The 22969-nt window shown below is 58.2% G+C and carries 18 protein-coding genes; 11 read left to right on the top strand and 7 right to left on the bottom strand.

Annotated elements, in window-relative coordinates; translation table 11 throughout:
* Nucleotides 1-2: 2 nt before the first annotated feature.
* From ACOYW0_RS25490 to ACOYW0_RS25480, 3 genes are read right to left on the bottom strand one after another with little or no spacing between them, the layout of a single operon-like run.
* Nucleotides 3-944, bottom strand: a complete 942-nt coding sequence (locus ACOYW0_RS25490; protein ID WP_482418865.1) for an Ig-like domain-containing protein — start codon at nt 942-944, stop codon at nt 3-5.
* The gene (locus tag ACOYW0_RS25485) at nt 941-1714 is read right to left on the bottom strand and encodes a hypothetical protein (RefSeq protein WP_482416498.1); all 774 of its coding nucleotides are present in this window, start codon (nt 1712-1714) and stop codon (nt 941-943) included. The genes ACOYW0_RS25490 and ACOYW0_RS25485 overlap by 4 nt, the downstream gene beginning before the upstream one ends.
* Nucleotides 1690-3045, bottom strand: a complete 1356-nt coding sequence (locus ACOYW0_RS25480) for a retention module-containing protein (protein WP_482416497.1) — start codon at nt 3043-3045, stop codon at nt 1690-1692. The genes ACOYW0_RS25485 and ACOYW0_RS25480 overlap by 25 nt, the downstream gene beginning before the upstream one ends.
* 760 nt (nt 3046-3805) lie before the next feature.
* On the opposite strand from ACOYW0_RS25480, the gene ACOYW0_RS25475 reads away from it, so the two are divergent.
* Together ACOYW0_RS25475 and ACOYW0_RS25470 are read left to right on the top strand one after the other, a co-directional pair.
* Nucleotides 3806-5536, top strand: coding sequence for an amidohydrolase family protein (locus ACOYW0_RS25475; protein ID WP_482416496.1), 1731 nt, complete (start codon nt 3806-3808; stop codon nt 5534-5536).
* A gap of 47 nt (nt 5537-5583) precedes the next feature.
* Complete coding sequence (locus ACOYW0_RS25470; RefSeq protein ID WP_482416495.1) at nt 5584-6468, top strand: hypothetical protein; 885 nt, start codon at nt 5584-5586, stop codon at nt 6466-6468.
* Between the two features lie 389 nt (nt 6469-6857).
* On the opposite strand, the gene ACOYW0_RS25465 is transcribed toward ACOYW0_RS25470, so the two are convergent.
* The 3 genes from ACOYW0_RS25465 to nifE all read right to left on the bottom strand — a co-directional run bounded on the left by ACOYW0_RS25465 (nt 6858) and on the right by nifE (nt 11022).
* Nucleotides 6858-7985 carry a homocitrate synthase/isopropylmalate synthase family protein gene (locus tag ACOYW0_RS25465; protein WP_482416494.1) on the bottom strand — a complete coding sequence of 376 codons (1128 nt, stop codon included), beginning with the start codon at nt 7983-7985 and terminating at the stop codon, nt 6858-6860.
* 249 nt (nt 7986-8234) lie between these two features.
* On the bottom strand, nt 8235-9593 hold the full coding sequence (locus tag ACOYW0_RS25460) for a nitrogenase component 1 (protein ID WP_482416493.1): 1359 nt from the start codon (nt 9591-9593) through the stop codon (nt 8235-8237).
* A 73-nt stretch (nt 9594-9666) separates the two neighbouring features.
* Nucleotides 9667-11022 carry a nitrogenase iron-molybdenum cofactor biosynthesis protein NifE gene (gene nifE, locus ACOYW0_RS25455; protein WP_482416492.1) on the bottom strand — a complete coding sequence of 452 codons (1356 nt, stop codon included), beginning with the start codon at nt 11020-11022 and terminating at the stop codon, nt 9667-9669.
* A gap of 745 nt (nt 11023-11767) precedes the next feature.
* Here nifE and nifH point away from each other — a divergent pair.
* The 9 genes from nifH to ACOYW0_RS25410 all read left to right on the top strand — a co-directional run bounded on the left by nifH (nt 11768) and on the right by ACOYW0_RS25410 (nt 20242).
* Nucleotides 11768-12592 (top strand): nitrogenase iron protein, encoded by an 825-nt coding sequence (gene nifH / locus ACOYW0_RS25450; RefSeq protein ID WP_180146372.1) that lies wholly within the window; start codon nt 11768-11770, stop codon nt 12590-12592.
* Nucleotides 12593-12655: 63 nt separating this feature from the next.
* Nucleotides 12656-13012: a P-II family nitrogen regulator gene (locus ACOYW0_RS25445; RefSeq protein ID WP_482416491.1), complete on the top strand. Its 357-nt coding sequence runs from the start codon at nt 12656-12658 to the stop codon at nt 13010-13012.
* The gene (locus ACOYW0_RS25440) at nt 13009-13389 is read left to right on the top strand and encodes a P-II family nitrogen regulator (protein ID WP_180146375.1); all 381 of its coding nucleotides are present in this window, start codon (nt 13009-13011) and stop codon (nt 13387-13389) included. Before ACOYW0_RS25445 ends, ACOYW0_RS25440 begins: the two co-directional genes overlap by 4 nt.
* A gap of 60 nt (nt 13390-13449) precedes the next feature.
* The gene (gene nifD, locus ACOYW0_RS25435) at nt 13450-15099 is read left to right on the top strand and encodes a nitrogenase molybdenum-iron protein alpha chain (RefSeq protein ID WP_482416490.1); all 1650 of its coding nucleotides are present in this window, start codon (nt 13450-13452) and stop codon (nt 15097-15099) included.
* Nucleotides 15100-15139: 40 nt separating this feature from the next.
* Entirely contained in the window at nt 15140-16516 is a 1377-nt protein-coding gene (gene nifK / locus ACOYW0_RS25430) for a nitrogenase molybdenum-iron protein subunit beta (protein WP_482416489.1), read from the top strand.
* A 429-nt stretch (nt 16517-16945) separates the two neighbouring features.
* Entirely contained in the window at nt 16946-18265 is a 1320-nt protein-coding gene (gene nifB, locus ACOYW0_RS25425; RefSeq protein WP_482416488.1) for a nitrogenase cofactor biosynthesis protein NifB, read from the top strand.
* Nucleotides 18266-18545: 280 nt separating this feature from the next.
* Nucleotides 18546-18866 carry a (2Fe-2S) ferredoxin domain-containing protein gene (locus ACOYW0_RS25420; protein WP_482416487.1) on the top strand — a complete coding sequence of 107 codons (321 nt, stop codon included), beginning with the start codon at nt 18546-18548 and terminating at the stop codon, nt 18864-18866.
* Nucleotides 18867-18870: 4 nt separating this feature from the next.
* The gene (locus ACOYW0_RS25415; RefSeq protein WP_482418864.1) at nt 18871-19323 is read left to right on the top strand and encodes a GNAT family N-acetyltransferase; all 453 of its coding nucleotides are present in this window, start codon (nt 18871-18873) and stop codon (nt 19321-19323) included.
* A gap of 172 nt (nt 19324-19495) precedes the next feature.
* A complete protein-coding gene (locus tag ACOYW0_RS25410; RefSeq protein WP_482416486.1) occupies nt 19496-20242 on the top strand; it encodes a flavodoxin family protein in 747 nt (248 codons plus the stop codon).
* A gap of 376 nt (nt 20243-20618) precedes the next feature.
* On the opposite strand, the gene ACOYW0_RS25405 is transcribed toward ACOYW0_RS25410, so the two are convergent.
* A complete protein-coding gene (locus tag ACOYW0_RS25405; RefSeq protein WP_482416485.1) occupies nt 20619-22571 on the bottom strand; it encodes a M28 family peptidase in 1953 nt (650 codons plus the stop codon).
* Nucleotides 22572-22969 lie beyond the last annotated feature (398 nt).

Genomic DNA, 22969 nt, shown 5'->3' with positions numbered 1-22969 from the left:
CGTCAGCACCGGAGTCGGCGATGTGGACCTCGGAGGCGCTCAGCTGCGGTGTCTTTGAGAATGGTGTCGGTGACCTGGTCAGCCACGTTGCCGTGGGCGTCCACGGCATCAAGGGCCACGGTGAGGTCGCCATCGGGCAAAGAAGAGGTGTCCACGGTGACGTGCCAGTTGCCGTCGTTGTCGAGAGCGATGTCGTCTCTACTGATGGTAATGGTCTCGGTGCCGCTGGTGATGGTGAGCCCGGTGATGTCGCCCCCGGCTTCAATGGTGCCGGAGAGCTCGGTCTGGGCCTCGTCGTCCGTGGAGCTGATCACGCCGTCTGCGCCGGAGTCGGCGATGTGGACCTCAGATGCGTCGGCTGCGGTGTCTTTGAGAATGGTGTCGGTGACCTGGTCAGCCACGTTGCCGTGGGCGTCCACGGCATCAAGGGCCACGGTGAGGTCGCCATCGGGCAAAGAAGAGGTGTCCACGGTGACGTGCCAGTTGCCGTCGTTGTCGAGAGCGATGTCGTCTCTGGAGACGGTGATGGTCTCGGTGCCGCTGGTGATGGTGAGCCCGGTGATGTCGCCCCCGGCTTCAATGGTGCCGGAGAGCTCGGTCTGGGCCTCGTCGTCCGTGGAGCTGATCACGCCGTCAGCACCGGAGTCGGCGATGTGGACCTCGGATGCGTCGGCTGCGGTGTCTTTGAGAATGGTGTCGGTGACCTGGTCAGCCACGTTGCCGTGGGCGTCCACGGCATCAAGGGACACGCTAAGCTCGCCATCGGGCAAAGAAGAGGTGTCCACGGTGACGTGCCAGTTGCCGTCGTTGTCGAGAGCGATGTCGTCTCTGGAGACGGTGATGGTCTCGGTGCCGCTGGTGATGGTGAGCCCGGTGATGTCGCCCCCGGCTTCAATGGTGCCGGAGAGCTCGGTCTGGGCCTCGTCGTCCGTGGAGCTGATCACGCCGTCAGCACCGGAGTCGGCGATGTGGACCTCAGATGCGTCGGCTGCGGTGTCTTTGAGAATGGTGTCGGTGACCTGGTCAGCCACGTTGCCGTGGGCGTCCACGGCATCAAGGGACACGCTAAGCTCGCCATCGGGCAAAGAAGAGGTGTCCACGGTGACGTGCCAGTTGCCGTCGTTGTCGAGAGCGATGTCGTCTCTGGAGACGGTGATGGTCTCGGTGCCGCTGGTGATGGTGAGCCCGGTGATGTCCCCCCGGCTTCAATGGTGCCGGAGAGTTCGGTCTGGGCCTCGTCGTCCGTGGAGCTGATCACGCCGTCAGTACCGGAGTCGGCGATGTGGACCTCGGATGCGTCGGCTGCGGTGTCTTTGAGAATGGTGTCGGTGACCTGGTCAGCCACGTTGCCGTGGGCGTCCACGGCATCAAGGGCCACGGTGAGGTCGCCATCGGGCAAAGAAGAGGTGTCCACGGTGACGTGCCAGTTGCCGTCGTTGTCGAGAGCGATGTCGTCTCTGGAGACGGTGATGGTCTCGGTGCCGCTGGTGATGGTGAGCCCGGTGATGTCCCCCCCGGCTTCAATGGTGCCGGAGAGCTCGGTCTGGGCCTCGTCGTCCGTGGAGCTGATCACGCCGTCAGTACCGGAGTCGGCGATGTGGACCTCGGAGGGCTCAGCTGCGGTGTCTTTGAGAATGGTGTCGGTGACTTGGTCAGCCACGTTGCCGTGGGCGTCCACGGCATCAAGGGTCACGGTGAGGTCGCCATCGGGCAAAGAAGAGGTGTCCACGGTGACGTGCCAGTTGCCGTCGTTGTCGAGAGCGATGTCGTCTCTGGAGACGGTGATGGTCTCGATGCCGCTGGTGATGGTGAGCCCGGTGATGTCCCCCCGGCTTCAATGGTGCCGGAGAGTTCGGTCTGGGCCTCGTCGTCCGTGGAGCTGATCACGCCGTCTGCGCCGGAGTCGGCGATGTGGACCTCGGAGGGCTCAGCTGCGGTGTCTTTGAGAATGGTGTCGGTGACCTGTGCGGCGGTGTTGCCGTTTGCGTCTTCGGCATCGAGGGTCACGGTCAGGGTGCCGTCGTTGAACGAGGAGACATCCACGTTGGCGGTCCAGGTGCCGTCGGGCAGAAGGGTGTAGTCGCCCTCGTGCAGGGTGATGGTGGTGTCACCGTCGGAGATGGTGAGCCCGGTGATACGGCCGCCGGCTTCGATGGAACCTGAGAGCTGGGTGTGGCCCAGATCGTCCGTGGAGCTGATGACGCCGTCGGCCCCGGAGTCGGCTATGGTGACCGAGGAAGCGTCGGCTACAATATCAACCCCATACCCCTCACTCGCCGTCGCAGTCGCCGTATTCCCCGCCGAATCCGTTACCGTGATTTTTGCGTCGATGGTGTGGTCCGGGTCCTGGACGAGGTCGGAGCCTGCCACATCCACGGCAAAGGTGCCGTCGGCATGGACCGTTCCCTGGTAGTCGGTTCCGTTGACGGTGAGGGTCACGGTGGCTCCGGCGGGGAAATCACCGACCACGGTGCCTGTGATGGTCAGGGTGGAGGCTGCCTCGGAGGCGTTGATGACGTCGTCGGCTGTGATGTCGGCGGACAGGCTCAATGTCGGGGCAACGAGGGGCGGCAGGTTCTCATCGTCGACATTGAACGGGTCGTAGGTGGTTGCTGCAGCGTTTGTGTCGGTGGCGGAGTCGATGAGATAACTCCCGATCTCTCCACTGGACTGGTCACCATCCAGGGATGCCAGTTCAAAATCATGGGTGTCGGGGATCTCTTCACCCGCGGCGGTGTCCTGCTCGATGTCATCGATCTCGTCGCCGCTTTCAAGGGCCTGTTGCATGGCCTCGGCTTCGCTGATGACGGCATCCAGAGGGTCAACGGCCTCTGTGACGGTCTCATCCAGAACCAGGGTTGAGTTTTCAGAAAGCTCCAGAAGGGTTCCGTCGTTCTGGCGAATGGACAGCACAGCGCCTTCGGAGGTCTCAATGACCTCATTTTCATGCAGGGTGTCCCCGGGTGCCAGGATACGTGTGTCTCCCTGGGGTGTCTTTGCCGTAGCGGTTCCGGAAAGGGATGCGATGATACCGACTTGAGCCATGTTGTCCTCCAAACACAAATATGAATACGCAGTAGCGCTTTTTTTACTCATCTGCCCTGCGCCGGACTTAGCCTTTTGCAGGTATACCGGTTGTATTTCATTTTGCGGGAGAAAAAAATGTACCAAGGTACAGGTTCTACCTTAACTATTGATCCCGGATATTTCATGAAGAAACGGCGAGCTTTGGTAAATGATTCATTATTATAATGTGTTACTTGGAAAGGGTGTAGGTATTCGAAAAATGCAAAATGTCATTCATCGTTTTCAGGTCACTTTTCTTACTCTTCGTACGAGCCGGTGAAGGGAGCCGTTCAGACACCATTCAGCAATCTGTTGTTGCAGATGATTCTGTATAGCACTTTGAACTTGTTTTTTATGGGGGTAGCATTGGACGATTTGGGGTTATGGAGCGGAGACGTCTTTAGATTATGAAGAAGTTGCAATTATGGCTTGTTTATGAATTCAGGCCGTGGCTCTTATGGTTGCTGAATCAGATGTTTTTTTGTTTGTTTTCTTGCGGACGACAAGCTTACGATGTAAGAAAATGTTTTCTACGAGTAAAGCCTTGTTGAAATCTTCATTCCTTGATGATGAAGCGCGATAGCTTCATGGTTTGGGTGAATGGCATACTCAAAATTCAAGATGAATGCAGCGTTGTTGTTTTATAAGAGAAGGTGGGCTGCCTTGTCGTTCCCAATGTGAATCATTTCCCTATGCCATCTGTCTGGGTACAAAGTGAATACTTAACGAAGGAGACACCGTGAGAATCAATTCACACACCCACATTTTCAATCTCGCATCGGTTTTCTCAAGCGAGACGTTGGAGATCCTTTTGCGGCGGGTAACGGAGGTGGATGTTCCCGAGGTGTTTAAAAACGACCTGCGCAGCCTCCTGGAAGAAACTCTGACAAAGGCCGGAGAGTATGCCGAGGTGGAGTCCCTGGTGGATGCCTTTGTGAAAAAGGCGGCCCTTGCAGAGCGACTCAAGGCCCTGGATTCAGGGAACAGCGTGGCCCTTGAGTTCCTCGGTGCGGATGAGATAGCCAAGGCAGGGGCCCTGGCCGTTGTTGAAAAACTGAAAAAAGCCCTCTCAAGGGATGATGCCGGGCGCCACAATACCATCGGGGATCTCCTTGATTTTGTTCTTATCGGCCTGAAGCCCGGCATCTCCGCTGTGACGGCCCACATCATGGAGCAATTAGACGAAGACGACCTCATCGTTGCTCTGATGATGGATATCACCAGCGGAGGGAGCAACGATGTGGAGCTGTTTGAGCGCCAGGTACAGGATACCTCGGACCAGGTGTTGAGGTATCCGGGCCGGGTCCTTCCCTTTATCGCCGTGAACCCCCTGCGGGACGGCCATCGGCATATTATGGAGCGGGCTTTGCTCTCCCGAGGGTTTGTGGGGGTTAAGCTCTACCCATCATTGGGCTATGATGTGGATTCTCCTGAGATGCACGCGGTGTATGATTTTTGTCATCCTCGCGGCATCCCGATCCTTATGCACTGTACCCCCGGAGGCTTCTACGCCAAGGAGTCGTTTCAGGGAAACAGCGAGCCCCGATTGTGGGAGCCTATCCTGAAGAAGTATAAGGGGCTCAAGGTCTGTTTCGGTCACTTCGGCGGCGGTGAAAACCTCTGCGGTGCCAAGATCCCAACCGACTCCTGGACCTCCCAGATTTTGTCTTTGATGCGCGATCCCGACAACACGGGCGTGTATGCGGACATCTCCTTTCACACCGAGCCCATGGAAGGGGGAAACGGCCAGACGCATTACATCGGTCACCTCAAAGAGCTCCTCCATGATCCGGTCCTCGGCAGCAGGATACTCTTCGGCACGGATTTCTGGCTGGTCCGTACAGCACTGTCCGAGGCAAGTCACTGGGAGTACTTCGAGAAGGTCCTGGATGACGAGGGCTTGTTCAGGCAGCTCACAACAACCAACCCACGTGGTTTTCTCGGGTTTGGCGATGCCCCCGGCACAGGGGGGGAGAACATGCGCCATTACGTCCAGTTCATTAAGGACCACCGTGGGACCATGAATCCTGTGTCCGCAGCAAACTGGATCAAAGACGAACTGCAGGCGCAAGGTACCGATGTGAACTGGACGACCACAACACCCAACGCCCGATGGAATGCCAACAATGAGGCCCATGTCCGGCTTTTCTGGTATCTCAGGGACAATCAGATGGGTAAGAAAGACAGGTCGTCCGCTGATTTTTACACCGACGCCTATTTTTCCGTTACCCGATTGCAGTACTGGAACAAGGGGTTTGAATCATCGGCGATTTTCTACCGAAAATGTGAAGCGCTGGCAAAAGGCATGGATCGGTACTTTCGGGAGAGCAAGGCCACGTATGAAGAGAAGGCGAACCGCGCCATGGCCGTACAGAAGCTGATTGCTGCCCTTGCCGATGAGGGGAACGTCTTTGTTGATTTGGCCTCCCTTTGCGATGAACTCTACAACTTTTCAACCGAAGGGGCCTGATGTTCAAGCCCGCGCACAACCCGATAACCGACAGGAGCTGATCTGTGATGAAAAAATATGTGCTTGCCTGTTTGCTTGTGATGTCTGTATCCGGTTTTGTTTATGCCTCACCCAGGGACCGTTTTGTGGAGATTTCACCGAAAATAGCCACCGATGAAAGTTCCAGCGACTGGACCCTGGGCCTTTCCTACGATGTGAATTACCCGTGGTCCGATTTGCAATCTCATCAATTGGGCGAAGCAGAGTCCTTTGTTCAGCTTCAGCTTAAGGGCACGGTCCTTGAAGACAAGGACCTGAATAACGAGGCCCTTGTGTCTCAGGTGATCGCAGGGTTTTCCCTCCTCGGCGGTCAGGCGGTTTCCCCTGATTTTTCGCCGGGCATGGACCCTAATGCGGGCGTGGGGGCAAGCAAGGACAAACGCAACTGGGGGTACATCTACGGAGGTTTCAACGCCCGGCACGAAACCATCCAATCCTTTGACGAGCAGAACCTTGCAGCCGGTTTTGAAACCGGTTACATCAACATACGAACCGAAGGGCTTTTTTCCTTTATCCCTTCAGTGATCGTTGCTGGGGAGTACGTCAACGGGGTGGCATCGGACATCGAGGAAGACACCTACGGCCGGTTCCGTGCGGAGGCATCGCTCAAGTGTGCTTTCGGTGAGTTGCTGTTTGATCACAAGGCCCTGATGCCCTTTGGGCTTCGTCTGGACGGACGGTACAACAGGGCCTGGGACATGGACGACAAACTCAAGGCGGCAGACCAGGACGAGGTCTCCTATCTGGTCGCCGCCCTGACCTACAGCAGCACCATGACTCTATCGGTTTTGAAGAACCCGGTTTTTTTCATCCGGTACGCAGACGGACGGATCCCTCCCAACACAGCCGATGAGAGGGTCGTGACAGCGGGTGTGACCCTGCCTGTCTTATGACTCTCAGAGGTCGCCTACTCGTGACTCATGCCTATATGTCTCAGATTGTCAGGATGATCTGAGCCGCTTGTTATGTGACGTCCTGTAGGGTGTGCTTGCGCACCATGTGTCTGGAAAACTAACACCTTTTGCCATTTGTCTGTGAAACGGTTTCCCGACCATGGATTTTTATGACCGTTACGATTTTTCGGCGGTGCGCAAGCGCACCCTACCTCACACTCCTACACCGTCGACTTCGTGTTATGCCCATGCAAGGGCCTGTTTGTGTCGCCTTTTTTGCTGCGCGGTTTCCTTGCAGCTAAGGCAGAGCCAGGGAGCAAGCATTCGCAAATTGCTTTCGAGGTGGCACACCTCGCCGCCGGAGGCCTTTTTTTTGACCTATTTTGTCCTTATCCAAGGCAGATGGCTGTGACCTCCCGTGGGGTGAGCCCCCGCTTTTTTACTTCGGCTTCCCTGCGGATGGCAGGGATGGACGCGGCGAGTGTTTCCCGGCTCATACGAATCCCTTCTGTTGCCAGAATATGGGCCAGGGCGGATGTCCCTGAGTGCTTGCCCGCCACGATGGTTGGGGCTTCCCGGCCCACGGCGTCTGGGGCAAAGGGCTGGAAGGCTGTTGGGTCTTTGAGCATGGCGTGGGCGTGGATGCCCGACTCATGGGTGAAGACCGCAGACCCGGTGATGGGTTTGGTGGGGGCGGGGGATATGCCGGTGATCTGCTCGGCAAGGGCGCAGAGCCGGGGCAGGGCGGTCAGGTCCATGCCCGTGGACAGGGGGGTGCCCCAGGCAAGGGCTGCTGCAACCTCTTCCAGGGCTGCGTTTCCTGCCCGTTCGCCCAGGCCGCCCACGGTGACACTGAGGGCATCGATGCCGGATTCGGCGGCGGCCACGCTGTTGGCCGTTGCCATTCCCAGGTCGTTGTGTCCGTGGAATTCCAGTGGCATGCCCGAGGCCTTGAGGTCGGTGACGAGGCGGCTCACCGCGTGGGGCGTGAAGATGCCCACGGTGTCTGCCAGGCGCACCCGGCTTGCCCCTGCCTCCCGTGTACAGCGGACAAAGGCATCGAGGGTTTTCTTTTCAGCCCGGGACGCGTCCATGGCGCCCACGGTGCAGGTGTCAAAGGCTGTTTTTACCCGGGCAACGAGGGCGCAGAGCGCCTCCAGCACCTGTTCCGACTCTTTGCCCGTTGCCGCAAGGAGCCTGTCTGAGACGGGAAAACTCAGGTGAACGCCCTGGGTTCCACAGCCCATGGCCAGCTCAAGATCCTCGGCCGTTCCCCGGCACCAGCAGGTGAGGGGAGATTTGAGCTTTAATCTCGCCATTTCCCGGATGGTGTGTCTCTCCTCGGCTCCCATGGCCGGGGTCCCCACCTCCAGCTCATCGACCCCGGCGTCCGAAAGGGCCGCAGCAAGGGTTATCTTCTCTTTTCTGGTGAACGCCACGCCCGGTGCCTGCTCCCCGTCCCGCAAGGTGGTATCGGAGAGGATGACGCGTCCCGATGTCTTATATTTTGTGTCCATGGTTGATATCCCACTTAATATGTATATGAAGAGTTTTCCAATGTGTCAGGAGGAGCGCCGTACTCCTGTGCGGCTTTTGGGTGCACGCGACTCATGACATATCCGGGTTAGGCTGTCGGAAACAAATAATCACACAGTAGTTCGCCGGAACACCGCTGGGATTTGACCCGAGGAACGAGGGGCAAAGCCCGGCGGTAACTTGCTTTCAAGGTGGCACACCTTGCCGCCGGAGGCTGCTTTCTTGCAGCCTTACATGTAGCTGTACCCCACATCCGAGGTGGTCTGCCTAGCCTCAAGAACGGCGTTGACGATGTTGTCGTAGAGCCGCTGGGTTCCCCGGTAGCCGACGTGGAGGGTCCGCTGACCGCCGAAACGGTCGTGGATGGGAAAGCCCACTCGGATCAGGGGAATCCCCAGTTTCCGGGTGATGGAGTAGCCCTTGCTGTTGCCGATGAAAAGGTCCGGAGACGCCTTCAGGGCCGCCTCTTCGATGTCCTGAAAGTCTGCCTCTTCGATGATTGTCACGTCTTCTTTCATGTTGTCCGGCAGGGTCTTTTCCAGAATATCCCGCATGTGCCCGCTGGTGCCCCCTGAGGCGCAGACCACGGGGACGATGCCGATTTCGCAGAGAAAACCCGCCAGCCCCACCACCAGATCCTCTTCTGCGTAGACCACGGCCCGTTTGCCTGAGATGTATTTGTGGCCGTCCACAAAGGCGTCCAGAAGGCGCCCCCTCTGCCGGGTGTATTTTTCAGGCACGTCACGACGCGTGAGGGCCGACAGGGTGGCGAAAAAGTGATCGCAGGCCTTGATGCCAAGAGGCAGGCCCGTGCGATGGACCGGGATATTGCATCGGGCCTTGAGAACCTGTGCACCGCTTCGTTTTTCGCTGCAGACGCGGCTCAAGTCGATGGTGGCGCGGGCCCCGCCCATCTCCCGGATCTCGTCGATGCCGATGCCCCCTGTGGGGATTTTTTGATAGCTGTCCCACAGCTCGCCGTCCAGGGTCTCTGAGTAATCCGGGAGCATGAAGCAGCCGGTGTCGAAGTCATCCAAAATTTCCCGGATATGCCGCATGTCCGCCGGAGAGACCATGCCGGGCAGGATGTTGATGCACCCGTTGTTTCCGCCCAGGCTGTCCGCAAGGGCGTGGAGCAGGGCGGCCACGGCGTCGTGGAAGCCGTCCACATGGGTGCCCCGGTAGCTCGGGGTGGAGACGTGGACGATTTCCGGCAGGCGACCGCCGGACTGCTCAGCCTTGAACTCCTTTAAGATCATGCCCACGTCATCGCCGATGGTCTCGCTCAGGCAGGTGGTGGAGATGCCCACCAGCTCCGGTTTGTACTGGCGGGTGACGTTTGTGATGGCCTGTTTCAGGTTGTCCCCCCCTCCGAAAATGGCCGTGTCTTCGGAGAAGTTCGAGGAGGCAATGTCCACTGGCTCCCTGAAGTGGCTGATGAGGTATCTCCTTATATAGGTGGCGCATCCCTGGGACCCGTGCATCAGGGGCACGGAACCTCGGATTCCTTTGAATACCAGGGACGCCCCCAGGGGCGTGCAGAGTTTGCAGGCGTTGGTTGTGGCCGAGTCGTTGTAGGTGACGTCCATGTCTCTCTCCTTGGGTGGATAAATGGGAAATGGTCCCTCCGGTGCTGGAGGGGGATGTCTTAAAAAAATGCCTTCAATACACACGGTTTCGTGCTGGTGCAAACTGCCACACCGGGCTTCGGACCGTGGTGTATACCTCCTTGGCGAAATTGTGCATTCCTTTGAATCCCGCCAGGGGCGTTTTTCGCTCGTGGTTGTGGTCGCAGAACCCGATGCCCATCTTGTAGGCGATGGGTCTCTCCTTGACTCCGCCGATGAAGATGTCGGCCTCCTTTTCCGTGATGTAGGTGGAGAGCTCCAGGGGGTTGGAGTCGTCCACGATGATGGTGTCCGTGTCGCACATTTTTTTGAGCAGATCGTAGTCCTGGGTGTTGCCGGTCTGGGACCCGACCAGGACCGTTGTCATGCCCAGGTACCGGAGGGCCTTGATGAGGGAAAAGGCCTTGAAAGCGCCGCCCACGTAGATGGCGGCCTTTTTGCCGTGGAGCACCTTTTTGAACTCCAACAGGTCCGGGTGGACAGCCTCGATTTCCGTTTTTACCAGGGCCCGGGTGGCTTCCATCACCTCCGGGTGGTCGCTGAAGTGGGCGGCCACGTCGTAGAGGGCCTGGGCCGTGTCCTCCAGGCCGAAGTAGGAGACGCGGATGTAGGGGATGCCGTAGGTCTCTTCCATCATTTCCGCTAGCTGGAGCATGGCGCCCGAGCATTGCACCACGTTGAGGGCCGCGCCGTGGCTTCGTTTGATCTTCTCCACCCGGCTGTCCCCGGTGAGGACCGAGACCACCTCCACTCCCATCTTCCGGTAGTACTCCTCGATCATCCACGCTTCCCCGCCGATGTTGAATTCCCCCAGGATGTTGATGCTCACGGGCGGGATGCCCGTGGTGTCTCCCGTGCCCAGCAGGCGGAAGAGGGCCTTGCAGGCCGCCCTGTACCCGTCTTTTTTGGTTCCCTTGAACCCTTCGGAGTGAACGGGAATCACGGGGATCCCTTTTTCTTTGGCCACGGCCTTGCACACGGCCTCCACGTCGTCTCCGATGATGCCCACGATGCACGTGGCGTAGACAAAGGCCGCGGCCGGTGCGTGGCGATCGATGAGGTCCGTCAGGCACTGGTGGAGCTTCTTTTCTCCGCCGAACACCACCTGCTCCTCCCGCAAATCCGTGGAAAAACTTAGGCGATGGAGCTGGGGCCCCGAGGAGAGGGCTCCTCGGATGTCCCAGGTGTAGGCCGCGCACCCGATGGGGCCGTGGACCAGGTGAAGGGCGTCGGCCACGGGGTAGAGCACCACCCGCGAGCCGCAGAAGACGCAGGCTCTCTGGCTGACAGAACCTGCGGCGCTCTTTGTCTCGCAAGCCATTTCAAAGGCGCTTAGATCGTTCCTGTGGACTTGGTTCTTTCTTTCTTTAAGGATATTCAATTCCGTCATGGTGTGGCTCCTTTGATGGGTGGGTTGACGAACAACATCGCGATAACATCGCAATGACTGTGCCAGCGGCCGGGGTTTTTGGGTGGTGTTGGGGTAACTCTTTGTAATGGCAGCTTATGTTGGTCTTTTTGGGGTCCTCGGAGACGATGGGCCGGTTTCGGGGTGTCCTTGGGAATAACATTTTTGTCGGCTTGCTGTTGAAACATGACGTGGTTGGCTTCCTGGCTCGGGGGGCGGTTATCGCGATGCCGACCTTTTGAGATAATCTGATGACATACTGGGATGGGCTGCGGGATTTGAAAATGGATGTTAGGAGGATTTGTGTGGAAAATCAAATGGGTGTGTGGAGCGTTCTTGCCGGGGAGGGCGGAGCGGTTCCTGAAATCCAGGCTCAAGAGGAGGCTGAGGTGTGGTGAAAATGAAAGTGCTGAACAGTGTTATTTCAAAATTGTAACCCGGTGTACCTGTTATTACGTTTTTGTGGGGCAATAGTGCAGGGGATTGGCCTGGATTTCGTGTGGGATATCGCTGATGTTGTGTTGTTATGTGCCTAATTATCAATGGTTTGTCTTTTGGCTCTGCTGTGGATTGCTCAACATGGCATACCTGTTGCTACATGATATCGTCACATGTTCGTCACGGATATCGTCGGGTGACAACATTCATGTATCGGGGGCCTGTCCCGGATAGTTCACGAGCGGTCCCCCGCAACAAGCCAACGACTCAATACCTAAGGAGACACACCATGAGAAAAATTGCGATCTATGGGAAAGGCGGCATCGGAAAATCCACGACAACCCAGAACACAGTGGCTGGCCTGGCGGAGAGCGGTGAAAAGGTGATGGTGGTGGGGTGCGACCCCAAGGCCGACTCCACGCGGCTCCTCTTGGGAGGGCTGGCCCAGAAGACGGTGCTGGATACCCTGCGTGAAGAGGGCGAAGACGTGGAACTGAGCGATGTGCTGAAGGAAGGCTTCAGGAACGCTGTCTGCACCGAATCCGGGGGCCCCGAACCAGGCGTGGGGTGCGCGGGCCGGGGCATCATCACCTCCATCAACCTGCTGGAGCAGCTGGGGGCCTATTCGGACTCCAAGGAACTTGACTACGTGTTTTACGACGTCCTGGGCGACGTGGTGTGCGGCGGGTTTGCCATGCCCATCCGGGAGGGCAAGGCCCAGGAGGTCTACATCGTGGTCTCCGGTGAGATGATGGCCATGTACGCGGCCAACAACATCTGCAAGGGCATCGTCAAGTTTGCGGAGTCAGGCGGGGTGCGCCTCGGCGGGCTCATCTGCAACTCGCGAAACGTGGATTTTGAAAAAGAGATGATCGAAGAGCTGGCCAAAAAGCTCGGGACCCAGATGATCCACTTTATCCCCAGGGACAATGTGGTTCAGCGGGCGGAAATCAACAAAAAAACAGTCATCGAGTACGAACCCGAAGACCCCCAGGCCGATGAATACCGGACCCTGGCCAAGAAGATTTCGGAAAACACCCTTCACGTGATTCCGACCCCCATAGAAATTGAAGAACTCGAAAGCCTTTTGATGGATTACGGCTTGGGTGGGTAAACGTATTTTCAACGCAGATTAACTGAATAGTGACAGAAAACGTACGCAAAGGAGACCGTTACCATGATCATGATACGCGCCATCGTCCGTCCTGAAAGAGTCAACCATGTCCTGGAGTCCCTCATGGCCGCGGGGTTTCCCGCCATCACCCGGTTTTCCGTGGTGGGCCGCGGCAAGCAGCGGGGCATCAAGATCGGTGAAGTGACCTACGACGAAATCATCAAGGAGCTGCTCTTCACCGTGGTGAAGGAGTCCGACCGGGAGTACGTGGTCAAGACCATCATCAAGGCGGCCCGCTCCGGTGAAAAAGGGGCCTTCGGGGACGGGAAGATTTTCATCACCCCTGTAGAGGAGAGCTACACCATCAGCTCTGGGATTCGCCAGAACGCTGACGGGGAGCTTGAGGAGGTGCCGGTATGAAGGAGGTCATCGCCATCATCAGGATGAACATGATGAACCAGACCAAGCGGGCGCTGTCGGACGCCGGGATCTCCTCCATGACCGCCCGGGAGGTGCTGGGCAGGGGAAAGGGCATCGTGGACCTGGACCTTCTGGAAGGGGCCGAACACGGCTACGAAGAGGCGGTGTCCCGGCTGGGACAGACCGACCGGCTTATCCCTAAGCGCCTGATTCTCATCTCCCTTCCCGACAACCTCGTGGAGACGGCCGTGCAGACCCTGATCCGGGTGAACCAGACGGGAAAGTCCGGGGACGGCAAGATCTTTGTCCTGCCCTCCAAAGACGCCATCCGTATCCGCACGGGAGAGCATGGCGATGCGGTGCTCGACGAGCTGTGAACCCGGGCAACCGGCACAGGGTGATTGCAAGACCCACACGAACATCAAGAGAGGAAAACCATGGAAGCACCAGTCACAGATACCAACCGAACCGAGAGCACCCACGATGTGGACCTTGACAAGGTCAGGTCCGAGATTCTCTCCAAGTATCCCACCAAGGTCGCCCGGAAACGGGCCAAGCAGATCCTTGTTAAGCCTGGCGGCGCGGGCACCGACATTCCCGAGATCGGGGCCAACGTGCGAACCGTGCCCGGTATCCTCACCCAGAGGGGATGCTGCTACGCAGGCTGTAAAGGGGTGATCCTGGGGCCCACCCGGGACGTGATCAACATTGTCCACGGCCCCATCGGGTGCGGCTTTTACGCCTGGCTGACCCGGCGAAACCAGACCCGGCCCGCCTCCGATGACTCCCCGAATTACATGCCCTATTGCTTTTCCACGGACATGCAGGACGAAAACATCGTCTTCGGCGGAGAAAAGAAACTCAAGCAGGCCATCCAGGAGGCGTACGACATCTTTCATCCCCAGACCATCAGCGTCTTTTCCACCTGCCCGGTGGGGCTCATCGGGGACGACATCCATTCGGTGTGCCGGGAGATGAAGGAGACCCTGGGCATCAATATCTTCGGCTTCAGTTGCGAGGGGTACAAAGGGGTGAGCCAGTCCGCGGGGCACCACATCGCCAACAACGGCATTTTCCAACATGTAGTGGGTCTGGACGACACCATCCGGGGCGGGGAGTTCAGGATCAACCTTCTGGGCGAATACAATATCGGCGGGGACGCCTTTGAAATCGAACGGATCCTGGATGAGTGCGGGATCTCCCTTATCTCCACCTTCAGCGGCAACTCCACCATGGAGCAGTTTGCCAATTCCCACACAGCGGACTTGAACGTGGTGATGTGTCACCGTTCCATTACCTACATGGCGGAGATGATGGAGAAGAAGTACGGGATGCCCTGGATCAAGATCAACTTTATCGGGGCCCGGGCCACCGCCCAATCGTTGAGGAAAATTGCTCAGTACTTTGAAGATGATTCACTTACCGCCCGGGTGGAAGAGGTCATCGCCCGGGAGATGCCTGCTGTGAACGAGGCCATGGAGGCGAACCGCCCCTTGTGCGAAGGCAAGCTGGCCATGCTCTTTGTGGGCGGGTCCAGGGCCCACCACTACCAGGAACTCTTCAGCGAGCTCGGCATGAAGACCATGGCCGCCGGCTATGAGTTTGCCCACCGGGACGACTACGAGGGAAGACAAGTCCTCTCCTCCATCAAGGTGGACGCGGATTCGAGGAACATCGAGGAACTCTCCGTGGAGCAGGACCCGGACAAATACCGGCTGCGAAAGACCGAGGAGGAGCTCTCGTCCACGGGCCAGATCTACCGCGAGTACGACGGCCTCATCGCGGACATGAAGCCCAACACCTTTGTCATCGACGACATCAGCCAGTACGAGACGGAAAAGCTCATCGAGGCCATCAAGCCCGACGTTTTCTGCGCGGGAATCAAGGAGAAGTACATCATCCAGAAGAGCGGGGTGCCCATGAAGCAGCTCCATTCCTATGACTACGGCGGTCCCTACGCGGGGTTCAAGGGAGCCATCAACTTTTACCGGGAGATCGCGCGGATGACCAACAGCAAGGTGTGGTCGTATGTGAAGGCGCCCTGGGAGAAAGAGCCGGAGCTGACGGCGACCTATGCAGCGGCGTGAGGCGCGGTGACGGAATCAACCAGACAAAAAAGGACACATCATGCTACTGAGACACACACCCACAGAGATTACGGACAGAAAGGCCCTGATGATCAACCCGGCCAAAACCTGTCAGCCCATCGGGGCCATGTACGCGTCCCTGGGGATCCATGGCTGTATGCCCCACAGCCACGGATCCCAGGGGTGTTGCGCTTACCATCGAAGCACCCTGACCCGGCATTACAAGGAGCCGGTGGTGGCGGCCACCAGTTCCTTTACCGAAGGGTCGTCGGTGTTCGGCGGTCAGTCCAACATGCTTCAGGCTATCGATAATATCTTTACCGTGTACGAGCCTGACATTATCTCCGTTCATACCACATGCCTGTCGGAAACCATAGGGGACGATTTGACCCAGATCGTGAAGAAAGCCTACGACGACGGCAAGGTACCCGAGGGAAAGCACGTGATCTACGCCCCGACCCCCAGCTACGTGGGCTCCCATGTGACGGGCTTTTCCAACATGTGCAAGGGCATCGTCAGCGGCTTTGCCGAAAAGACCGGTGAGCAGAAAAACCAGATGAACATCATCCCGGGCTTTGTGGAGCCGTCGGACATGGCCGAGGTCAAGCGCCTGGCAGAGGAGATGGGGGTTAAAACCGTGCTGTTTCCCGATACCTCCGGGGTGCTCAACGGCCCCCAGACCGGCAGGTACCATATGTTCCCCAAAGGGGGCACCACCGTGGAGGAGCTCACGTCCACGGGGGACAGCATGGGAACCCTGGCCCTGGGCTCCTTTGCATCCTCCCTTGCCGCCAAGTTCCTGGATACCAAGTTCAAGGTGCCGTGCCGGGTGCTGCCCCTGCCCATCGGGCTTGTGGCCACGGACCGTTACATCGACACCCTGCGGAAATTCGCCGGGGTGACCGTGCCGGACTCCCTGACCTTTGAGCGCGGCCAGCTCGTGGACGTCATGACGGACATGCAGCAGTACCTCTACGGGAAAAAGGTGGCCCTGTTCGGAGACCCGGATCAGCTCATCGCCCTCACCGAGTTTCTGGTGACCCTGGACATGGTGCCCGTGCACATCGTCACCGGCACCCCGGGCAAGGAGTTCGAGGCCACCATCGCCGAACTCACCAAAGACTCCCCCGTGCCCGTCAACATCAAGTCCCACGGGGACATGTTTCAACTGCACCAGTGGATCAAAAACGAGCCCGTGGACCTTCTGATGGGCAACACCTACGGCAAATACATCGCACGGGACGAGGACATTCCCTTTGTGCGGCACGGGTTTCCCATCCTGGACAGGGTGGGGCACTCCTATTTTCCCACAGTGGGTTACCGGGGCGGCTTGAGGCTTTTGGAGCAGATACTCAGCGCCCTCCTCGACCGAAAGGATCGCGACTCCTCAGAGGAGAGCTTCGAGCTGGTCATGTAAAAAAAGCCAACTATTCAGCTCTTAAAACGCTGCCTCCGGCGGCAGGGTGTGCCACCTTGAAAGCAGATTGCGAATGTGTTTTGCCCCTCGTTCCTCGGGGCAAACCACATCCGCCTTTCAAGTCCCCGGAGCGCCGCACTCCGGTGCGGCTCGGTAACAGTGCGGCGCTCCGTTTCGGTCCATGTTTCCCGTTTTTTTCGAAGGTCGTGACCAAACGATCACCAAGGTCCAGGCATTATTTAAGAAAAACGAAGAGTGTCTGTTTGTTAGGTCTGCTTTCATGACATCGGGAAAACGTTCGGCAACCGGAGATATAAGCTGAATAGTGACATTAAACGATGTGTGAACGGCTCGTCATTCGCACATGTGCCCACGGCGGATCATCTTGCTCCAGGCGGGATGTTTACAGCTATTTTCAGGAGAGAGCCAATGAAACCAGATAAGGATATCAACAGCGTCAATCATCCCTGTTTTAACGTCAATGCCCGCAAGCGCTTCGGGCGGGTCCATCTGCCCGTGGCCCCCCGCTGCAACATCCAGTGCCGATTCTGTGACCGGAAATTCGACTGCGTAAACGAGAGCCGCCCGGGGGTTACCAGCGGTGTGCTCTCGCCCTATCAGGCCCTGGTGTACCTGGAGCATGTGTTCGAGGCCAAGAAGAATATTTCGGTGGTGGGCATTGCCGGACCCGGAGACCCCTTTGCCAACCCGTCCCAGACCATGGAGACCCTGCGCCTGGTCCGGCAGGCCTATCCCGATGTGATCCTCTGCCTGGCCACCAACGGATTGGGCATTGCCCCCTTCATCGATGATCTGGCCGCACTGGACACAGGCCATGTGACCGTTACGGTCACCGCCGTGGATCCGGCTGTTGGCGCGGAGGTGTATGCCTGGGTTCGGGACGGCAAGCGGGTCATCGGCTCCCAGGCAGGGGCCGCCCTTCTTATGGAGCGCCAGCTTGCCGCCATCAGGGCCCTGAAGCAGGCGGGGATCATGGTGAAGGTCAACGCCATCATGATCCCGGGGATCAACGATCACCACATCGTGGAGATCGCAAAGACCGTGGCAGGCCTGGGGGTGGATATCTTCAACTGCCTGCCCTTCCATGAAAACAAGGGCTCTGCCTTTGCCCATATCCCGGAGCCGTCGGCGGCTGACGTCAACGCCGTCAGGAAAGAGGCCGGGGTGTATATCCGGCAGATGACCCATTGTGCCCGGTGCCGTGCCGATGCCGTGGGGTGCCTGGGCGATGCCCAGGATAAGGGCCTCATGGCCAAGCTCAAGGCGTGCGAGCTCATGCCCGAAGTGCCCGATTCCGTCTGGGAGTCTCCCGAAGAGAGCTGCCGGACCACCCACAGTGAGCGGCCCTTTGTGGCCGTGGCCTCCATGGAAGGCCTGCTGGTGAACCAGCACCTTGGCGAGGCCATGGAGTTGAAGATTTTCGGCAAGAAAAAGGGCCAATTCCTGCACCTGGAGACCCGGCCCACACCGGCAGCGGGTACCGGGGCCGAGAGGTGGCGGGAGCTCGCAGAGCGCTTGGCCGATTGCTCGACCCTGCTTGTGAGCGGCATTGGGGACGCGCCCCTCAAAGCCATGGCAGAGAGCGGGGTGGATGTGCACGTCATCGAAGGGCTCATCGACGAAGCCCTGGGGGCGGTGTTCGAGGGCCGAAGCCTGGACGCCATGGCAAAAAGGCCGGCCAGGCGGCGGGGCGAAATGTGCTCCGGCATGGGCATGGGGTGCGGCTAAATAGCGAAGCCTGACGCGTGGCTTTGGGGTGTGCGTGCGCACCATCGGAGACCCGTAGCGGTTATGAAACCCCATGGTCGGGTGACGTTCACGCAGCATGGCCTTGAAAATTTATGAGAAAACGACCAACCCAAAGCAATAGATTATTATTTCAGAAAGAACCAATGGGGCGCAAGCACACCCTACGGGATGTCACATGACAAGCTGTAAAAGCCATTCTGGCATTCCGATGCAGATTGGACTGAATCTAAAGCGATCTTAAGAGAATAAGGAGCAGATCATGGAATGTCCGAAACATCATATTTTTGTATGCGCAAGTTACCGTGTCTCCGGGGAACCCCAGGGGATCTGTCATAAAAAAGGGTCGGCCTCCCTTCTCCAGTACTTTGAAGAGGAGATCCTGGATCGGGGCATGAGCGATGTCCTGCTCTCCAGCACCGGGTGCCTCAAGCAGTGCGAGCGGGGGCCCGTGGTGGTGGTGTACCCGGAAAATCACTGGTACGGGGGCATCGACTCCGAAGAGGCTGTGGACGCGGTCCTCGACGCCATCGAAGACGGCACCGCAGCCGAAGCGTATCTCCTGACGGCCGTGGAGGCCTGAGGTGATGACTGATGGCGCCTACGTCCTCCGGCGGGCAGGGCAGGAGGATATCCAGGGACTGGTGTCACTTCTTGCGGTGCTGTTCGCCCTGGAAGCGGATTTTGCCATTGATCCGGAGAAACAGGCACGGGGGCTGCGCATGCTTTTGTCCCGGGACGACTCGGTGGTTCTGTGCGTGGAAGCCGGGGGCCGCGTTGTGGCCATGTGCAGCGCCCAGTGCCTGGTTTCCACGGCCGAAGGCGGGCTCTCCGCCCTGGTGGAGGACCTGGTGGTGGAAGAGGTCCACAGGGGGCATGGTCTAGGGGCCATGCTCCTTGCTGGGGTGGAATCCTGGGCCCGTGGACTCGGCGCATCTAGGCTCCAGCTCCTTGCGGACAAGACCAACCGAAACGCCTTGGGCTTTTACTCGCGCATGGGCTGGGCTGAAACCCGCATGGTGTGCAGGCGAAAGAGCTGAATGTCTCTTTACGTATTGCTGTTTTTTAAGGGACATCTCTTTGCTATTTGGCAGGGTTTGTGGCAGCCTGACAGGCATAAACCCTGTCTTTTCCGTTGATTGTGCCTTTGCTGGTGATGTTTGCGGATGACAGGATTTTCAATCCCATTGCTTTGATAAGGAGAGAGCGAGCATGAAGATTCTGGCTGTAAACGGAAGCCCGACAACGAAAAAAGGGATGACCCACCTGATGTTGAACCTGTTTCTGGAAGGGGCTGCCGAGGCGGGGGCAGAGGTGGAACGGTTCAATGTGGTGGACAAGAAGATCAGGTATTGCGACGGATGCTTCAACTGCTGGGTCCGCACCCCCGGGGAGTGCATCCATAAAGACGACATGCCGGCCATTCTGGATCAGGTGGCGGCAGCGGACGTGCTTATTCTGGCAACGCCTTTGTATGTGGACGGGATGACAGCCCAGATGAAGACCTTCACCGACCGGATCATTCCCCTGGTGGAGCCCGAGTTTGAAATGGTGGACGGTCATTATCGCCACAAGTCCCGCATTTCAAACATTCCGAGCCTTTTTCTCATGAGCGTCTGCGGGTTCTGGGAGATGGACAACTTCGACGGGCTGGTGGATCACGTCAAGCGAATCTGCAAGAACTTCCAGGCCGAGTACGCAGGGGAACTCCTGCGTCCCAACTCCTATGTGCTGGCCATGGAAGAACTCCTTCCCAAAGAGGTGCCCGCCATCCATGAGGCCATCAGGCAGGCCGGCAGGGAATTCGTCAAGGACGGCAAGATCAGCGAGGAGACCATGGCCGCGGCAGTCGCCCAGCCCATTCCCAAAGAGCCCGCGCTTCAGGGCTCCAACATGTTCTGGGGCGAGTGCCGAAAGCAGAAAAAATTCCTGTTTCACCATCGCGAGCAGACAGCCTGATAGGGCTCGGCCTTCACGTTTGAGGTCGCTACACCCTCTATGGTTCATACCTGCAAGGCGGAGCCTTGCAGGTGACAGAAAAAAGAAGCCTCCGGAGGCAGTGCGATTAAAGCCATAATGGGCAAGTAGCGATAACGTATCCTGTTACGTCGAAGCGTGTGATCCAGCACGCACATACCATTAGCGTTTGTGTCGGGCGAAGCCCGAGTCGAAGGCCTTTGCGCTTTGGCCCGAGGAACGAGGGGCAAAGCGCAAGGGCAATCAGCTTTCGAGGTGGCTCACCTCGCCGCCGGAGGCAATCTGAATAAAACGAAAAACCTCCGGCAGAGTTGCCGGAGGCTTTTTTGGGAGCTGAATAGTTACGATATACCTTACATTACTCAGCGTAGTCCGAGTACCCGTCCGGGAGCATCATGAAGGTGGCAGTAAGCTCGGTGGCGGCACGGGCCAGGGGATTGAGGATGGTTCGGTCCACCTTGTCCAGGGTGTCTTCCGAGGTGAGCAGGTAGACCGGGTAGCCGATCCAGTGGATGAAGTCGATGCCCGCCACCACGTGGAAGTGGCCTGATTCCCCAGGCGGCACGTTGCCTAAAAGGGTGGAGTGGATGGCCACGGTGCGGTCGGGCTGTGCGGCTTCGAGCATGCGGGCTGTGGCCGCAATGGCCGTGGGGTTTTCATTGATAAAGATGGTGGTCAGGGCCCCGTGGCCCTGGACAATGAGTTTTCCTTCCTTGTTTTCCTTTACCCCGCTTGCCGCGAGGTGTTCCAGGTTGATGTTGATGATGGTGTGTTCCATGATGTCGTGCAGGTGGTCATGGGCAAAGAGTTCGGCGCCCAGGCCCCGGTAGTGGTGTCCGTCCGTGAAGATGAAGACGATGTTTTTCTCCCGCTTTTCCACCCGGCTCCAGTAGGCGGCCTGGGCAAGGACCATGGCCACGCCTGTGCCGTCTTCAGTGGCCCCTTTGAAGCAGGAGTCGTGGTGGGTGCTGATGAGGATGATCTCATCGGAGAGCGTTCCGTCCACGGGCTCGGTGGCCGGGAGCACCGCGTAGATATTGTGGCCCTCTCCGGGTTTGACCTCCCCTGTGATATGGACCCTGGCCGTGGCGCCGGATTCGGCGATTTCTTTGATCTCCTCTCCCTTGTGGCTGCTTACCCACATGCAGGGCATGGGTCGCATGCGGCCGTCGTAGGGCCCCCAGTGCGTATTGAGGTCACCGGGGTGGTTTTTCATGATGAGGACCAGCCCGGCTGCGCCCCTGTCGAAGGCCTGCCAGTAGACCGCCTCATCGTAATGATCCTCGTCCAGGTACTCCGCCGGAAAATTGGAGCGGGTAAAGGTCATGGGAAGGGAGGTGAACAGGTTGATCCAGTTCTCCGGGTCAGATTTGGCGTAGCCTCCGTTGTAGAGCATGTCGATGAACCCCAGGGGCAGGTTGGAGAACTCGCATTCGGCCACCACCACCTTGCCCTGGATATTGCCAAGTTTGTCAAAGGACTCGGGGCTGCCGTCCCCGGCCCACACCATGGGGCCTGTGACCATGGAGCCGTTGGGGTTGTCCAGGGTCATGCCCGTGTTCACGGCGTAAAAGGCGTCAAAGGGCTTGAAGCCGTTGCCCCTGTCGATGTCCAGGCCCCAGTCCGTTGCGGTGTACACGGCCTCCAGGGCAAAGGGCTCATCGTGGACGGTACCCTTGGGCCCGATGAGCTCTTCCAGCCACCCGGTCAGGGTGGCAATGGCGACCCGGGACTCCGGTGAGCCGATGCGGCGGTGTTCTGTGGCGCAGATTCCCTCCACCCAATCGTATATCTCCTCGTTGGAGGGGATGAATCCGTCTGTCAGCGTCGGTACCGGCAGTGATTTTTCCCTTTTTCTCGCCAGGTTCCTGACGTTGTGAAAATGGGGGACCTGCTTGAGAAGCCCGGGGATTCTTTCGGTGGTATCCACCATGCCACCGGGCTCCCTGGGGGTGACCCAGCCTTGTGCCCTCGGGGTGGACCGTCCGGCAATGATGCCGAACTGGGGTTTGACTTTATACCAGTAGTACACCCCGCCTTCCGCTTTTTCGTCTCGATATGTCTCGTTTCCGTCGTCCGCCCATCCCACGGGAAAATAGGGCCCATTGAAGTTGCCGGAGCGAAGGATGTGGTACCCCGTTGCCCAGCTGACGGGTTGCCAGTGAAGCTCCACGGCATCGGGCAGGGTGCCCCGTGATGCCGTTATGGGTGGAGCCGATGCGGATGCGTGGGCGTAGGCCGCGATGAGCAGGGCGATGCCCAGGGAAAAACAGATGCAGCGAAACGTGGTTTGCACGTTGCGTGATGTCATGGTGTCCTTCCTTTTTGTTGGGGTGGATACGGTACGTGGGGTTGTCTGCCCGTTGCGTGGTGGTGAAAAACCGGGGGTGAGGGGACGCCACGGGCGGTGCATGATCCGGTATTGCGATGTACGTTTGGGGATACGATCTCTGTTCGGTTGATTTACGCAAAGGGAAGGCACGCAGGAAATCAGAATAGGCGGATCATGGATTGTCGTGAAATATGGGCAAGTATATTAATGTACTGCAAATGGTTTGTCAATGGAGATGGAAAGGGCTCCATGTCACCGAACGGTGAGCCTAAAACCATGGAAAGATGGTCCAGGAATAAAAGAGATATTCTGTTCCGTGGTGTTGGCGAGAGAGGTATTTTCGAAGCAGGCAAAAAGGGAGAGTAAGATCTTTTGGG

The organism is Desulfoluna sp. HI9BLuna, assembly GCF_056829775.1.
This window is presented reverse-complemented; position numbering and strand designations above follow the sequence as displayed.